The organism is Streptomyces sp. NPDC058284, from assembly GCF_042881135.1.
Classification (GTDB): Bacteria; Actinomycetota; Actinomycetes; order Streptomycetales; family Streptomycetaceae; genus Streptomyces.
On record NZ_JBHVYE010000012.1, the window covers coordinates 151280 to 166047 of the forward strand.

11 protein-coding genes are annotated in these 14768 nt (G+C 73.4%); 7 read left to right on the top strand and 4 right to left on the bottom strand.

Features of this window, described 5'->3' with window-relative positions:
• Window positions 1–27 precede the first annotated feature (27 nt).
• On the top strand, window positions 28–1302 hold the full coding sequence (locus ACFVYR_RS18915) for an ABC transporter substrate-binding protein (protein WP_384253698.1): 1275 nt from the start codon (window positions 28–30) through the stop codon (window positions 1300–1302).
• A 58-nt stretch (window positions 1303–1360) separates the two neighbouring features.
• Here the strand turns inward: ACFVYR_RS18915 and ACFVYR_RS18920 are convergent, their stop codons facing one another.
• Entirely contained in the window at window positions 1361–3574 is a 2214-nt protein-coding gene (locus ACFVYR_RS18920; protein WP_384253701.1) for a hypothetical protein, read from the bottom strand.
• Window positions 3575–3733: 159 nt separating this feature from the next.
• Entirely contained in the window at window positions 3734–5122 is a 1389-nt protein-coding gene (locus ACFVYR_RS18925; protein ID WP_384253703.1) for a transcriptional regulator, read from the bottom strand.
• A 311-nt stretch (window positions 5123–5433) separates the two neighbouring features.
• Here ACFVYR_RS18925 and ACFVYR_RS18930 point away from each other — a divergent pair, with 311 nt between their 5' ends.
• The 4 genes from ACFVYR_RS18930 to ACFVYR_RS18945 all read left to right on the top strand — a co-directional run bounded on the left by ACFVYR_RS18930 (window position 5434) and on the right by ACFVYR_RS18945 (window position 10424).
• On the top strand, window positions 5434–6117 hold the full coding sequence (locus ACFVYR_RS18930) for a bifunctional DNA primase/polymerase (protein WP_384253705.1): 684 nt from the start codon (window positions 5434–5436) through the stop codon (window positions 6115–6117).
• Window positions 6118–6186: 69 nt separating this feature from the next.
• Window positions 6187–6963 carry an ABC transporter ATP-binding protein gene (locus ACFVYR_RS18935; protein ID WP_384253708.1) on the top strand — a complete coding sequence of 259 codons (777 nt, stop codon included), beginning with the start codon at window positions 6187–6189 and terminating at the stop codon, window positions 6961–6963.
• Window positions 6960–8594 carry a transporter gene (locus ACFVYR_RS18940; protein WP_384253709.1) on the top strand — a complete coding sequence of 545 codons (1635 nt, stop codon included), beginning with the start codon at window positions 6960–6962 and terminating at the stop codon, window positions 8592–8594. Before ACFVYR_RS18935 ends, ACFVYR_RS18940 begins: the two co-directional genes overlap by 4 nt.
• 453 nt (window positions 8595–9047) lie before the next feature.
• Window positions 9048–10424 carry a PAS domain-containing protein gene (locus ACFVYR_RS18945; RefSeq protein ID WP_384253712.1) on the top strand — a complete coding sequence of 459 codons (1377 nt, stop codon included), beginning with the start codon at window positions 9048–9050 and terminating at the stop codon, window positions 10422–10424.
• 268 nt (window positions 10425–10692) lie between these two features.
• On the opposite strand, the gene ACFVYR_RS18950 is transcribed toward ACFVYR_RS18945, so the two are convergent.
• Complete coding sequence (locus ACFVYR_RS18950; protein ID WP_384253714.1) at window positions 10693–11457, bottom strand: SIS domain-containing protein; 765 nt, start codon at window positions 11455–11457, stop codon at window positions 10693–10695.
• Window positions 11458–11607: 150 nt separating this feature from the next.
• Here ACFVYR_RS18950 and ACFVYR_RS18955 point away from each other — a divergent pair, with 150 nt between their 5' ends.
• The gene (locus ACFVYR_RS18955; RefSeq protein WP_384253717.1) at window positions 11608–12300 is read left to right on the top strand and encodes a metal-dependent transcriptional regulator; all 693 of its coding nucleotides are present in this window, start codon (window positions 11608–11610) and stop codon (window positions 12298–12300) included.
• A gap of 684 nt (window positions 12301–12984) precedes the next feature.
• Window positions 12985–13851 carry an alpha/beta fold hydrolase gene (locus ACFVYR_RS18960; RefSeq protein ID WP_384253718.1) on the top strand — a complete coding sequence of 289 codons (867 nt, stop codon included), beginning with the start codon at window positions 12985–12987 and terminating at the stop codon, window positions 13849–13851.
• Window positions 13852–13912: 61 nt separating this feature from the next.
• On the opposite strand, the gene pdxH is transcribed toward ACFVYR_RS18960, so the two are convergent.
• Window positions 13913–14602, bottom strand: a complete 690-nt coding sequence (gene pdxH, locus ACFVYR_RS18965; RefSeq protein ID WP_384253721.1) for a pyridoxamine 5'-phosphate oxidase — start codon at window positions 14600–14602, stop codon at window positions 13913–13915.
• Window positions 14603–14768: the final 166 nt, after the last annotated feature.

Below are 14768 nucleotides of genomic sequence, written 5' to 3' on the forward strand. Positions count from 1 at the left end.
GGCCGCACAACGGAATCGTGCAGGGACATGACCGGCTGGCGACGCACCTTCCTCCCCCGCCCCACCCGAACCGCCCTGCTCTCCGCGGCCGCCGTGGCGGCGTGTTCGTCCCTGATATCCGGTTGCGGGGTCATCCCTGGCACCACGGGGGGTACCAGGGATGACCCGATCACCGTCATGACCTGGGCCCCCGAGAAGACCAAAGCCACCAACAAGCCGGGCGTCCCCGCCATGGCGCAGGCCTACGCCCGCTGGGTCAATGCGCACGGCGGCCTCGACGGTCACGAGCTGAAGGTCCTCACCTGCAACGACCACAACGACACGGTGGGCGCCGCCGACTGCGCGCGCGAGGCGGTCGACAACGACGTGGCGGCGGTGGTCGGCGCGTACAGCCAGCACGGCAGCTCCTTCCTCGCCCCGCTGGAGGGCGCGGGCATCCCCTACATCGGCGGCTACGGCATCACCGACGACGAGTTCAGCAGCCCGCTCTCGTACCCCGTCAACGGCGGCGAACCGGCCCTGCTCGCCGGCAACGGCCGACAGCTCGCCGCCCGCTGCGCCCGCGTCTCCCTCGTACGCCCCGACACCCTCGCCGGTGACGAGCTGCCCAAACTCCTCAACCAGGGCCTCGCCGACGGCCACCACAAGCCCGTCGCGGACATCCGCGCCCCCGAGGACGGCACCGACCTGACCCCGCAGGCCGAGCAGGCCCTGAAGTCCGCGGGCGCCGACGACGGATGCGTGACGGCCGCGCTCGGCGCGCGCACCGACACCTTCTACGACTCGTTCCGCCGCACCAAGGACGACTATCCGCCGGTACGGATCTCCTCGGTGCTCGGCAGCGTCGACCAGTCCCTCATCGACCGCACCGGCGGCGCGAGCGGTCCCTACGAGGGGGCGTACGTCACCGGCTGGTACCCCCCGACGGGCGACCCGCGGTGGTCGCAGATGCGGGACGTCATCCGCGAGCAGGCGTTCGGCGACAACCGGGTCGACCCGGCGGACGCGGGCGTGCAGACGACGTGGATCGCGTACACCGTCCTGAAGCAGGTCGTCGAGTCGCTCGACGGCGGCGAGGTCTCCTCGCGCACCCTGCGCCGCGCCCTCGACGACGGCCTGCGGGTCGGCACGGGCGGCCTCACACCGCCGCTGCGCTGGCGCTTCGAGGACCTGCTCGCGGCCAGTGACTTCCCGCGCCTGATCAACTCGGGCGTGACGTTCCAGGTGGTGCGGGACGGCCGGCTCGTCCCTGCGCGCAAGGGGTTCGTGAACGTGCAGAAGACGCTGGAGCAGACGGCGTAGCCGCCCGCTCCGGGCGCCGGGCGCCGTGCGTCGAGTGCCGTGCGTCGAGTGCCGGCTCTCAGAGCTGGGTTCTGTTGCGCTCGGTCAGGTCGTACTTGCGGGCGATCGCGTTCCAGTGGTTCGCGGCCTGCTCCTTGGAGGCCGTCGCCGCGTTGCTCTGCTTGTTGCCCGCCGCGGCCTGTGAGGTGTTGCGGGCGTGGCCCTTGTGACAGCCCTTCCTGCCCGCCACCTGGTCCGCCCACGCGGCGTAGTGGTTGTCGGCGGCCGCGGAGGCCTTCCACGCCTTGTTGAGGGAGGCGGTCAGCTGGTCGTTGGCGGGGAGCTTGTCGACCTTCAGGGCGGCGAGCCGGGTGACGAGGCCGCTGCGCTGCTTGGCCGCGGCGCGCAGGTCCTTCGCCGACCGGCCGAGGTTCTGGCACTTGCCGACGTTGCGTACGGCGGCGATGACCGTGTCACGGCTGTTGTTGCTGTCGGCCAGGAGCCGGTCCAGGGCGACGGCCTGCTCCTTGGCGGGGTCGGCGGTCGGCGAGGGCCGCTCCTTGGGCTCGGCGGAGGCGGAGACGGGCTTGCCGTCGGCCTTCGGGTCATCGTCGTCGCCGTTGCTGAGGAGCGCACCCGCGCCGATGCCGAGCACGGCGATGCCGACGCCGAAGGCGGCGATCAGCGGCACCTTCGATCCCGTCCTGCCGCCGCGCCGCCCGCCGCCACCGTGACCGCCGCCGTGGCCCGCGGACTCGGGGACGGGCTCGGAACCCGGCACCTGGACGCGGGGCATCTGCTGCGTGGAGGCGGGGCCATCGGCCTCGGGCTCGGTGCGGAAGAGGCTGTCGAACTCGGCGGGCGGCTGACGGTCGCCGGGAGCGCCGGGGCGAATGCCGTAGGGGGCGGCGGCGGGTTCCGGCGGCGCGGCGTGACCTGCGGAGCCGTGGCCCACGGGGCCGTTTCCGCCCGGTATGGGCGCTATGAACTGGGTGGGTTCGCTGTCGGACACGGCCCCGGCGCCGGGCATGGCACCAGGCATGGCACCGGGCGCGGGCGTGTTGGCGCGGCCCAGGAACTGGGTGGCGTCGGCGGCGGGAGCCTCGGGCGGCAGGGCGCCGGGCGTCACCGGAGGCAGGTACTGCGTGGCGCCCTCGTCGATGCCGCCGGGCCCCGCCGCGGGCACGGGCGCGATGTACTGGGTGGCCTCGCTGTCGGACGGTGCGCCCGGCGCGGCGACGGGCGGCAGCGGGAGGCTCGCCGGGGTCGTGGCGGCCGGCGGCAGGGGCTGGGATCCCCGGCCGTGCGCCGGTGCGGCGGGCGGCAGGGAACGGGCGTCCTGGCTGTCGGGCAGGGGCTGCCCGGTCGGTGGCGCGGCGTGCGCGCCCGGTCTCGACTGCGGAGCGGACGACGCGGCATGGGCACCGTGCGCCGGCTGCGCCCCGTGCGCGCCGGGCCCGCCCTGCGCGGCGGACGCGCGGTGCGAGCCGTGGCCGGGCCGGTCGGTGCCGTAGGAGGGGGCGCCCTGGCCCGGGTGGCCCGGATCGGCTGACTGGCGCGGGGGGCTCGGCTGCCCCGACTGACCCGACTGACCCGGCTGGCCCGACTGACCCGGCTGGCCCGCCTGGCCCAGCTGGCCCGCCTGGCCCAGCTGACTCGGCTGGCCCGACTGACCCGTTTGATACGGCTGGCCCGACTGACCCGCGTTCCCGGTCTGCCGGCCGTCGCTGTAGCCCTGACCGTCATATCCCTGACCGCTGTGCCCCTGGGCGCCGTACGCCTGGCCGCCGTACCCCTGGTCGCCGTACCCCTGGGTGCCGCCCTGTTGCTGCCCGTACCCCTGGCCGCCGTACGGCTGCTGCCGGCCGCCCTGCTGCCCGGCGTACGGCTGTTGCTGCCCGTACCCCTGCGTGCCGTACTGCTGCTGGTCGCCGTAGCCCTGCGCGCCGCCGTACGAAGCGTCCGGGTGGCCCGACGGGGCGTAGCCGCCGTACTGCGGGGGCTGGGCGGTGCCCTCCGGGGGCAGTGGCTGGGCCTGGGGCTGCTGGGGCGGCGTGCCCCACTCCTGGCCCTGGCCCTGGCCCTGACCAGGTGCCGGAGGCGGTCCGGACGTCTCGGGACCCCACGGCTGACCCCAGGGGCTGCCGCCCGCCGGGGTGGCGTGCCGGCCCGCCTCGCCGGGGAACAGCGGCTCGCTGCCGTCCGCGGGCAGCACGACGCCCTCGTGGGCGGGCCGGGCCGCGGGCTGCTGCGGATCGGAGGAAGCAGCGCCCTGACCGCTCTGCTGCGTCACCGGGACTCCTACATATGGGGGACCTAAGGAACCGTCGGGTCACGCTACCGGGTCGCCACATCCCTCTGCCACGCAGCTCATGACGGAGCCCCACGCCGGGCGGCAGCAGTAACAAAAGCTCCCGCTCCGGCGCTGTTCAGGGGCGCGTCCGCCGATTCGTCACGCCGCCTGCACGTCGACGCGCGCGCCGAACTCCCTTACCACCGGCTCCTCACGGTAGGGGTCGAGCCGCTCCTGGAGGTCCTCCAGGTACTCGGCGCCCCGGTTGGACCGCAGCGTGCCGAGCAGTTCGACGGCCTTCAGGCCCGTGTGGCAGGCCTGTTCCACCTCGCGCCGCTGCACCTGCGCCGTGGCCAGCAGGACCAGGCCGATCGCCCGCCGCCGCGCCCGCGTCTCGGGGTGCCCGTCCAGGGACTCCTGGGCGCTGCGCGCCGCCGCGTCCGCCTGGCCCAGGTCCCGGTGACAATGCGCCATTTCATCGGCCAGATACGCGTGGTCGAAGTGCCGGATCCACACCGGGTCGTCGCCGGATGAGGTCTCGGCCGCCGCCCGGTCCATCGCCTCGACCGCACGGCCCGCCACCACCTGCGTGGCCCGCGCGTCCCCGAGCAGCGCGTGCCCGCGCGCCTCGGCCGCGTAGAACATGGCCTGTGCGCGGGGCGTGACCCGGCCGCGCGTGCCCTCCTGGGCGGCCCGCGCCAACTGGGCGATCTCGCGCGGGTTCCCGAGCTGCGCGGCGAGGTGGCTCATCGACGCGGCCAGTACGTACCCGCCGTATCCCCGGTCGCCCGCCGCCTGGGCGAGCCGGAGCGCCTGGATGTAGTAGCGCTGGGCGAGGCCCGGCTGCCCCGTGTCGACCGCCATGTACCCGGCGAGTTCGGTCAACCGCGCGACCGCGGCGAAGAGTTCGCGCCCGACCGCCTCGCGGTAGGAGCCCGCGAGCAGCCCGGAGACCACGGAGTTGAGGTAGTGCACGACGACCGGCCGCACATGACCGCTGCCGAACCGGTGGTCGAGCTGGGTCAGCGCCTCCGTCATCGCCTTGACCGCCGCCACGTCCGACATGCCGACGCGCGGCCCGGCGGACCGCCCGACCTGCGAGTCCGGCGAGGAGATCAGCCAGTCGCGGCTGGGCTCCACGAGTGCGGAGGCGGCCACGGACGAGCCGGACAGGAAGTCGCGGCGGCCGACGTCGCTGCGCCACAGCTCGCAGACCTGCTCGATGGCGCCGAGAACGGTCGGCGAGAACTGCAGCCCCACGCCGGAGGCGAGGTTCTTGCCGTTCGCCATGCCGATCTCGTCGATGGTGACGGTGCGGCCCAGCTTGCGGCCGAGCGCCTCCGCGATGATGCCGGGCGCCCTGCCGCGCGGCTGCTGACCGCGCAGCCAGCGGGCCACCGACGTCTTGTCGTAGCGCAGATCGAGACCGTGCTCCGCGCCGCACATGTTGACCCGGCGGGCCAGTCCGGCGTTGGAGCAGCCGGCTTCCTGAATGAGCGCCTGCAGCCTTTCGTTGGGCTGTCGCGCGACGAGCGGCCTGGCGGCCATGGCGTACCCCCTGTGTGCACCGTGGACCATCGGAACGGACGGCCGCCGTGGACCGCCTCCCGGTGATCAATGCCCTTGGGGCAAGGCGAAGATGCGCCACAAAAGAAGCAAAAGAGGCCATACGGAACCACACGTGCGAATCCGCGCGTACCTGCCGGTTCCCGGGCCTCCGAGGCGTCCTCTGATTGCCCGTGACCTGGCTACCCGCCCCCGGCAGCCAATCCCCACGCGCGCCCCCACTCATGCACCCATGCGCCCCAGTCGCAGGATCGATGCTCCTCCCCCGCCCTCGCGTGCGCCCGTAACCCCCGATGGCACCAAGAGTTGAGAACGTCGTGGAAGAGACCATCGGAGTCACGTCAGCCGCGCAGATCCCGAAGCAGCGCGGAGAGGCCTTGCTGGACACGGCCGTGCGATACGCGGAGGAGCGTCACTGGGACGTGTTCCCCGGGACCTGGCTCGAGTCCGTCGACGGCGTCGAGCAGTGCTCGTGCGGGGACACCGCATGCGACGCGCCCGGCGCACACGCCGCCCGCGAGGACTGGGCGACCCAGGCCACCGGCAGCGCGACGGTGGCCCGCAGGCTCTGGCAGAAGCAGGGCAACGCCTCGATCCTGCTGCCCACCGGGCGCACCTTCGACGCGATCGACGTGCCCGAGACCGCCGGATTCCTCGCGCTGGCCCGCATGGAGCGGATGGAGCTCACCCTCGGCCCCGTGACCTGCACCCCCGACCGGCGCATGCAGTTCTTCGTGCTGCCCGGCGCCGCGGTCAAGGTCCCCGACCTCGTACGCAAGCTGGGCTGGCCGCCGGCCGCCATCGACCTGGTCACCTACGGCGAGGGTGCCTACGTCGCCGCTCCCCCGACCCGCTTCGGCGCCAGCGGCTCGGTCCAGTGGGCCTGCCGCCCCACCGCCGCCAACCGGTGGCTGCCGGACGCGGAGGAGATCCTCTCGCCGCTGGCGTACGCGTGCGGCAGGGAAGCACGCCGCTGACCCACGGGCCGCCGGGCACCGCCGTCGTCGTATCGTGCGAACACGGGCGAAACGGCGAAGGGCGGCACGGTGAGCGAAGCGGCGGCGGTACGGGTCCAGGGTCTCTGGAAGCAGTTCGGCGAGCAGATCGCCGTGGCCGGGATCGATCTGACGCTCCCCGCGGGCCAGTTCATCGGCCTGGTCGGGCCCAACGGCGCGGGCAAGACCACCACCCTCTCCATGGTCACCGGACTGCTCAGACCGGACCGGGGCACCGTCGAGGTCGCCGGGCACGACGTGTGGCGCGACCCCGTCGCGGTCAAGGCCCGCATCGGCGTGCTCCCCGAGGGCCTGCGCCTCTTCGAGCGGCTCTCGGGGCGCGAACTCCTCGCGTACACCGGCAGGCTGCGCGGCCTGCCCGGCGCCGAGGTCGACAAGCGCGCCACCCAGCTCCTCGACGTCCTCGACCTCGCGGGCGCCCAGCACAAGCTCGTCGTCGACTACTCCACCGGCATGCGCAAGAAGGTGGGCCTCGCCGCCGCGCTGCTCCACAACCCCGAAGTCCTCTTCCTCGACGAGCCCTTCGAGGGCGTCGACCCGGTCTCCGCGCAGATCATCCGCGGCGTCCTGGAGCGCTACACCGCCTCCGGCGCCACCGTCGTCTTCTCCTCGCACGTCATGGAGCTCGTCGAGTCGCTCTGCGACTGGGTCGCGGTACTGGCCGCGGGACGCATCCGCGCGCACGGCACGCTCGCCGAGGTGCGGGGCGGGGCGCCCTCGTTGCAGCAGGCGTTCCTCGAACTCGTCGGGGCGGGCGGCCGTGACGCGGGCTCGCACCTCGACTGGCTCGGCGGCGGCGCCCGATGACCGCGCCCCTGCCCACCCGGACCGGTCCCGCTCCGGCCGCCCCCGCGACGGGCGCCACTCCCGTCCTCGTACGCCTGAAGCTGTCCCTCCTGCGCAACGGCCTGCGCCAGTCGGCGGGCCGCCGCGCCGCCTACATCGCGTCGGCCGTCGTCGCCCTGCTCTGCGCCGCCCTCCAGCTCCTCGGCCTCATCGCGCTGCGCGGCGACGCACACGCCGCCACCGTCTGCGTCCTGCTCGTCGGCGTGCTCGCCCTCGGCTGGGCGGTCATGCCGCTCTTCTTCCCCAGCGGCGACGAGACCCTCGACCCGACCCGCCTGGTCATGCTGCCGCTGCGGCCACGCCCCCTCGTGCGGGCGCTGCTCGTGGCCTCCCTCGTGGGCATCGGGCCGCTCTTCACGCTGACCCTCGCGGCCGGCGCGGCGGTCGCGCTCGCGCACGGCGCGGCGGCGGCCGTCACCGGCGTCCTCGCGGTCGCCCTCACCCTCCTGATCTGCGTGGCACTGGCCCGCGCGGTCGCCGCCGCCAACATCCGCCTCCTCACCAGCCGCAAGGGCCGCGACCTCGCCGTCCTGAGCGGCCTGTTCATCGCGGTCGGCGCGCAGGTCGTGAACTTCGGCGCGCAGCGGCTCGGTTCGTCCGGGCTCTCCACGCTGGACCCGGCGGCGGACATCGTCCGCTGGCTCCCGCCGGCCGCCGCGCTCGGCGCGGTGGACTCGGTGAGCGACGGCTCGTACGCGCGGGGCGCCGCCCAGCTCCTCCTGTCCGCCGGGGCCCTGGCGGCCCTCCTCGCCCTCTGGCAGCGCAGCCTGACCCGCCTGATGACGGCGCCGGACGGCTCCACGCTCGCGGCGGCAGCACCGGACAAGGGCGCGTCCCGCGGCCGGGGCGCGCTCGCCGGCCTGCTCCCCGCGGGCCGCACCGGCACCGTCATGGAGCGCAGCCTGCGCTACGTCTGGCGGGACCCGAAGACCAAGGCGGCCTGGGTGACGTCCCTGGCCATCGGCCTGATCGTGCCGCTCTTCAACGCCCTTCAGGGCTCCGGATCCGTCTACTTGGCGTGCTTCGCGGCGGGCATGCTCGGCGTCCTGATGTACAACCAGTTCGGCCAGGACACCTCGGCCTTCTGGACGGTGGCGATGACCATTTCGTCGAGGCGCGACGCGTACGTCGAACTGCGCGGCCGGGCCCTGGCGCTCCTCGTCATCACCCTCCCCTACGCCACCCTGGTCACCGCCCTGACGACCGCGGTGCTCGGCGACTGGCCCGCCCTGCCCGAGGTGCTCGGCCTCTCCTTCGCGCTGCTCGGCGCGATGCTGGCCACCGGCGCCTGGTCCTCGGCCCGCTTCCCCTACTCGATCCCGCAGGAGGGCTACAAGAACGTGGCCCCCGGGCAGGCGGGGCTCGCCTGGATCGGCGTCTTCGGCGGCATGGTCGCGGCGGCCCTGCTGTGCGCCCCGGTCCTGGCCCTCGCGATCTGGCTGCACGCCTCGGGCGCGGCCTCCTGGAGCTGGCTCCTGCTCCCGCTGGGCGCGGCGTACGGGGCGCTCGTCACGGAGCTGGGCCTGCGGTCGGCGGCCCCGCGGCTCGCCGGGCGCCTGCCGGAGATCCTCACGGCGGTGAGCAAGGGCTGAGAGCCTGTGGGCACATGCGTCGTCGTACTGGGGAACGCAGGCGACCCGCGAGCCGTGGTTCCTGCCGCGCCGGGCGAGCCGGGCGGAGGAAGCCGGCCGGACGTACCGGCGGCTCGCGGGTCGGGTGACTGCTTGGGAATAGGGCCGGCTGCACGCACATCACACGTGCTGGTCCGGCGCCGAATTCGAGTTGCGACGACGGGCCGCTAGCCCGCAGCCACCTCACGCGTCCGGGTTTCATACATCTGCCGAACCACCTCCCTTCGTGTGTACACGCCACCCTAGGAACCGCCCCGCGGGCCGCACAACCGAATTTCGCACGCAACGATTTCTTTCCAACTTCGGGGAACTACCTGTGGGGTGCGTCACGTTCCAGTTGAATGATCTGGACGTGCGGTGCCGGCGGTTCGCGCGGCGCACGAGGACGAGGACACGGCCTGTAGGGGGTTCCAGGTGAGTGCTTCGCGGCAGAGCGGAACTACTGACGAACTGGGTCCTGAAGAGCCCGAGCCCGGCGGAGCCGAGTTGCTCGCGGCCCTGCTCGACGGGATGGACGCGGCGTTGTGCGCGTTCGACACCGACGGTGTCGTGACGCACTGGAACCGCGAGGCGGAGCGGATCCTCGGCTGGTCGGCGGCGGAGGCCGTCGGGCGGCGGGGGTTCACCGGCTGGGCGGTGCGGACGGCGGACGCCGGGGACGTCGAGGAGCGGCTGCTCGCGGCGATGGACGCGCCGGGGCGGCAGGTGCACGAGTTCGCGTTGGTGACGAAGGCCGGCGGGCGGGTGCTCGTACGGATGCAGTCGGCGGCCGTACGCGGCGGTGACGGCAAGTCCGCGGGGATGTACTGCGCCTTCAGCGAGGTCCACGCGCAGATCGACCTGGAGCGCTCCATCGCGCTGAGCGAGGCGCTCTTCGAGAACGCCTCGTGGGGCGTCGTCCTCGTCGACGCGGACCTGCGCCCCGCCGTGGTGAACGAACACGCGGCACGTGCCTTCGGAGTGGGCCGCACCGCCGTCCTCGGACGCCCGCTGGCCGATCTGCTCGGGCAGGGCGTCGAGGAGCTGGAGAGCGCGCTGACCCACGTACTGGCCGAGGGCACGCCGCCCGCGCCCGCCGACATGTGGGTGACGGTGCGGTCCGCTGCCGGCCAGGAGGAGGGCGCCGAGCGGCGCTGCTGGCGCAGCGGCTTCCTGCGGCTGGCCTCACCGCTCGCCGAGGAGCCGGTGCCGCTGGGGGTCGGCTGGCTCTTCATGGACGTGACGGAGGCCAGGCAGACCGAGCAGGTGGCCTCGCAGCTGCGCTTCCGCTCCCAGCAGCTGCACCGGGCGGCGCGGGCCACCGCCGAGTGCGAGGACCCCATGGAGGCCGCCACGGTCCAGCTGGACTTCGCGCTCGCCGGGTTCGCCGACCACGCCCTGGTGGACCTGCTGGCGAACGAGAATCCGGTACGCCTGGTGCGGGTGGCCGCGACGCCCGCGGGCCCGCCTGGCCCGTGCCTGCCGGTCGCCATGGCGGGCATCCCGGTGCGCTACCCCGAGGGCCACCCCGCACCGCAGTGCGTCGCCCGCACCGGTTCGGTGCGGGCCAGCGCGGGGGCGGGCGCCTCACCGGAGCGGGTACGGGAGTGGGCGGCGGCCCGGCAGTGGCCCGAGGACTCGGTGCACGCCCTGTGCGTGGTGCTGCGCAGCCGGGGCCGGACACTGGGCGTGGCGACGTTCCTGCGGGGGTCGGGCCGGGGGCAGTTCGACGGGGGCGACGCGGCGTACGCGGAGAGTGTGGCGTCGCGGGTGGGAGCGTCCCTCGACCTGGCGCAGGCACTGGGCCGCTGAAGGGGCGGGACGGGGGGCGATCCCACCGAACACCGTCCCGCACCTACCCGCGCCACCCCCCAGGGGCGAGGGAAACGGCACACCCACCCACACGAGCCCACCAGCCAACGACACCAGACGAGCACCCCCCAGGGGCGCGGGGAACTGCGCACCCAACCACGTGAGACCCGAGACCGACGACACGGGATCAGCCCCCCAGGGGCGCGGGGAACTGCGCACGAAACCCGCAGCCGCCAGCACCGGCACCCGCACCCGCACCCGCCCCGGATCAGTGCCGGTAAAAGATCCGATCCCCGTACTCCTGGAAGACGCGCCCGTTCCAGTCGTGACCGCCATCCACGTTCCCCGAACGCAGCAACGGCGGCCGAATGCCGCGCGCGGCGAGCCGCTCGACGGCGGCGGCCGTCACGGCCTGCATCAGCGCGTTGGTGACGACGCTGGAGGCAGGCCCGAACGGCGCATCGACGCCGTCCAGACTCAGCTCGGCGTCGCCGACCCCGATCTTGGAGTCGATCACCACGTCGCAGTGGTCCTTCAGGAAGGTGCCCGAGACGTGCCGCGACCTGGTCTCGGACGCGTACGCCACCGAGGTCACGCCGATGACCTTCAGGCCGAGGGCACGGGCGTTCATGGCCATCTCCACCGGAAGCGAGTTGCGGCCGGAGAGCGAGACGATCATGAGTACGTCGTCGGGGCGGGCCGGCGAGGAGTCGAGGACGGCGCCCGCGAGGCCGTCGACCCGCTCCAGGGCGGAGCCCAGCGTGGCGGGCATGACGTCGACGCCGACGACGCCGGGGACGGCGAGGAGGTTGATGAGGGCGAGCCCGCCCGCGCGGTAGACGACGTCCTGCGCGGCGAGCGAGGAGTGCCCGGCGCCGAAGGCGAAGAGACGGCCACCGGACTCGACCGCGTCGGCGAGCAGGGTGCCCGCCTCCGCGACGTTCCCGGCCTCCTCGTCGCGGACCCGCTGCAGCAGGCCGATCGCGGCATCGAAATACTGACCTGCCAACTTGCTCTCGCTCTTCGAGCTCATTCGCATCACGTTGCGGTCTGGACCAGCGCCGTGTCAACACCGTCGGAGGCCGGTCCCGGCCGGGAATTCAACCGGCGCGGCACGGTTGTCAGTGGTATGCGTCAGAATTGAGGGCAGGGCCAGCGCACGAGCGAATTCTGAGGGGCACCCATGTCGGGGCTGATTGACACCACTGAGATGTATTTGCGCACCATCCTCGAGCTGGAGGAGGAAGGTGTGGTCCCCATGCGCGCCCGGATCGCGGAGCGGCTGGACCAGAGCGGACCGACGGTGAGCCAGACCGTGGCGCGGATGGAGCGCGACGGCCTGGTGGCGGTCGCCAGCGACCGCCACCTGGAGCTCACCGAGGAGGGCCGCCGCCTGGCCACCCGCGTGATGCGCAAGCACCGCCTCGCGGAGTGCCTGCTCGTCGACGTGATCGGTCTTGAGTGGGAGCAGGTGCACGCCGAGGCCTGCCGCTGGGAGCACGTGATGAGCGAGGCCGTGGAGCGCCGCGTCCTTGAGCTCCTGCGCCACCCGACCGAGTCGCCGTACGGCAACCCGATCCCGGGCCTTGAGGAGCTGGGCGAGAAGGACGGCGCGGACCCGTTCCTGGACGAGGGCATGGTCTCCCTGACGGAGCTCGACCCGGGCGCCGAGGGCAAGACGGTCGTGGTGCGCCGCATCGGCGAGCCGATCCAGACGGACGCCCAGCTGATGTACACGCTGCGGCGGGCCGGTGTGCAGCCGGGCTCCGTGGTGAGTGTGACGGAGTCGGCGGGCGGCGTCCTGGTGGGGAGCAGCGGCGAGGCCGCGGAGCTCACCACGGAGGTCGCGTCGCACGTGTTCGTCGCCAAGCGCTGACCGGTCCGCGGCTTCCCGGACCAGCCGGGCTGCCCGGACTTCCCGGCGGCGTACGTCCCCGACCGCGGGGCCGTCCGCCGGGGCGCGCGCGGGGCCCGTCGGCGGGGATTCCGGTCCCGCCGGTGGGCCACTGTCAACTCCCGTTGCCGAAGGGGAAGTTGACGAGGCTTCACGATCTCCATGAGATCTTGCGGAATCCAAGATTCAGTGTACGGAATCGCAGCGGCCGAGCGTTTTGCGTGCGAGGCTGTCGCGAGAGGCATATGACCTGAGGGCTCTTGACCGTGTCGGCGCCAGGTCTGGCCGCACGGCCGGAGAGGGGGCTGGAGGATGTGCCGCTCTGAGCGTGAACGCCCGCCCGGCGAGCGCCTGCGTGCGCCCGGCCACCGGCGGGAACAAGGCGAGGGCCCCGGCGCCCGAAGGCGCCGGGGCCTGTCCTCCCCTGCACTGACCCGGAGCCCCGAGCTCTCAGGGTCATTCCCCTCGGACCGATTTCCCCGAGCGGTCCGCCTCCCGATGAAGATCTCCCCTCGGCCGCGCCGGTCAATCCTTGAGCGTGGTCACCCGAACGAGGGGTGTTATCGGCGAACCGGTCACTTTCGAAAGAGAGTTCGATAACGTGCGGGGGCGTGGAGCAGGGCCAGGCGTGGATCCCGAGCGGAACTCAGGGGGGTGCCAGGAATCATGGTGCGGCGCATCGACGTGACGGGCACGGGTGGCGTACGCCTCGCCGCCTGGGAGTACGCCGATCCTCCCAAGCTCAGGGAGGCCGAGGGAGCGCCCGGCGGGGTGCTGTTACTGCACGGCCTGATGGGCCGCGCCTCGCACTGGGCGGGCACGGCCCGCTGGCTGGCCGAGCGGCACCGGGCGGTCGCCCTCGACCAGCGCGGCCACGGCAGGAGCGAGAAGCCCGCCGACGGCCCCTACACCCGCGACGCCTACGTGGACGACGCCGAGGCCGCCCTCGTCCAGCTGGACCTCGCGCCCGCCGTCCTCATCGGCCACTCCATGGGGGCGCTCACCGCCTGGCAGCTCGCCGCGCGCCGCCCCGACCTCGTCCGGGGCCTGATCGTCTGCGACATGCGGGCCTCCGCGCTCGGGGCGGCCTCGCAGCGCGAGTGGGAGGGCTGGTTCAAGTCCTGGCCCGTGCCGTTCGCGACGCTCGCCGACGTACGGAAGTGGTTCGGCGAGGACGACCCCTGGGTGGAGCGCCCCAACCCCGCGCGCGGCGAGTTCTTCGCCGAGGTGATGACGGAGGGCACGGACGGCTGGCGTCCCGTCTTCGACCGCGCGCAGATGCTCGAGTCCCGCGAGACATGGGTGCATGACGCGCACTGGGAGGAGCTGATCCAGGTCCGCTGCCCCACGCTCGTCGTGCGCGGCCAGGACGGTGAGCTCGGCCGGGCGGAGTCCCAGGAGATGGTCCGCGTACTGCCTCGCGGGGAGTACGCGGAGGTGGCCGATGCGGGGCACCTTGTGCACTATGACCAGCCGGAGGCGTGGCGCGCCGCGATCGAACCGTTCCTGGACGGGGTCCTGGCGGGGTCCTGACGAAGTCCCGACGGGTCTGGGCGCGGTGGGGTGCTCGGCGATCGCGGGGTGCCGTTCCCCTTCACGGGCTCAGGCGTTCCACCCGCCAGCCCCGCCCCTCCTCCGTCCGTACATACCGCAGGCGGTCGTGGAGGCGGTCCGTTCTGCCCTGCCAGAATTCCACCGTCAGGGGGCGTACGCGGAAGCCGCCCCAGTGCGGAGGGACCGGGACCTGTTCGCCCTCGGGGTAGCGGGCGGCCAAGTCGGCGTAGGCGCGGTCGAGTTCCGCACGGGAGCCGAGTACGCAGGACTGGGCGCTGGCCCAGGCGCCGAGCTGGGAGCCGTGCGGGCGGGTGCGGAAGTAGGCGACCGTCTCCTCGCGGCGGACGCGTTCCGCGCGGCCGGAGACGATCACCTGGCGGGCCACGGCGTGCCAGGGGAACAGCAGCGAGACGTACGGGTTGGCGGCGAGTTCACGGGCCTTTCGGGAGTCGTAGTTGGTGAAGAAGACGAAGCCCCGCTCGTCGAAGCCCTTCAGGAGCACGGTCCGGGAGCTGGGCCTGCCCTCCGCGTCGGCCGTGGAGACGACCATGGCGTTCGGCTCGTGGACGGCGGCCCTGTCGCGCGCCGCCTCCTTGAACCAGAGCGCGAACTGTTCCATCGGCCCGTCGGGCAGCTCGGCCTCGGCGAGCCCCGCGGTGACGTACTGCTCGCGCATGTCGGCCGGCTCGGGCAGGGGTTCGGGCGGAAAGGCGGCGCTGGCGTCGGTCACACAGTCATCCTGCCGTATCCGGGACGGGCCCGGCGGCGGGGCCGGGGCCGCGGCGGCGCCGTGCCGACCGGAGAGGTGACGTGTGGCACTGAGTGCCGCATCGCATCGTAAAAGGTGGCACCAAGGGATATCGTCCTGCTGCCGAATCGGTTGGGTGACCACCAGC

Coding starts and splice junctions, on each gene's coding strand:
- ACFVYR_RS18925 (WP_384253703.1), bottom strand. CDS start 5,122: ATGGCCGCCAGGCCGCTCGTCGCGCGACAGCCCAACGAAAGGCTGCAG.
- ACFVYR_RS18940 (WP_384253709.1), top strand. CDS start 6,960: ATGACCGCGCCCCTGCCCACCCGGACCGGTCCCGCTCCGGCCGCCCCC.
- ACFVYR_RS18955 (WP_384253717.1), top strand. CDS start 11,608: ATGTCGGGGCTGATTGACACCACTGAGATGTATTTGCGCACCATCCTC.
- ACFVYR_RS18950 (WP_384253714.1), bottom strand. CDS start 11,457: ATGAGCTCGAAGAGCGAGAGCAAGTTGGCAGGTCAGTATTTCGATGCC.
- ACFVYR_RS18960 (WP_384253718.1), top strand. CDS start 12,985: ATGGTGCGGCGCATCGACGTGACGGGCACGGGTGGCGTACGCCTCGCC.
- ACFVYR_RS18915 (WP_384253698.1), top strand. CDS start 28: ATGACCGGCTGGCGACGCACCTTCCTCCCCCGCCCCACCCGAACCGCC.
- ACFVYR_RS18930 (WP_384253705.1), top strand. CDS start 5,434: ATGGCACCAAGAGTTGAGAACGTCGTGGAAGAGACCATCGGAGTCACG.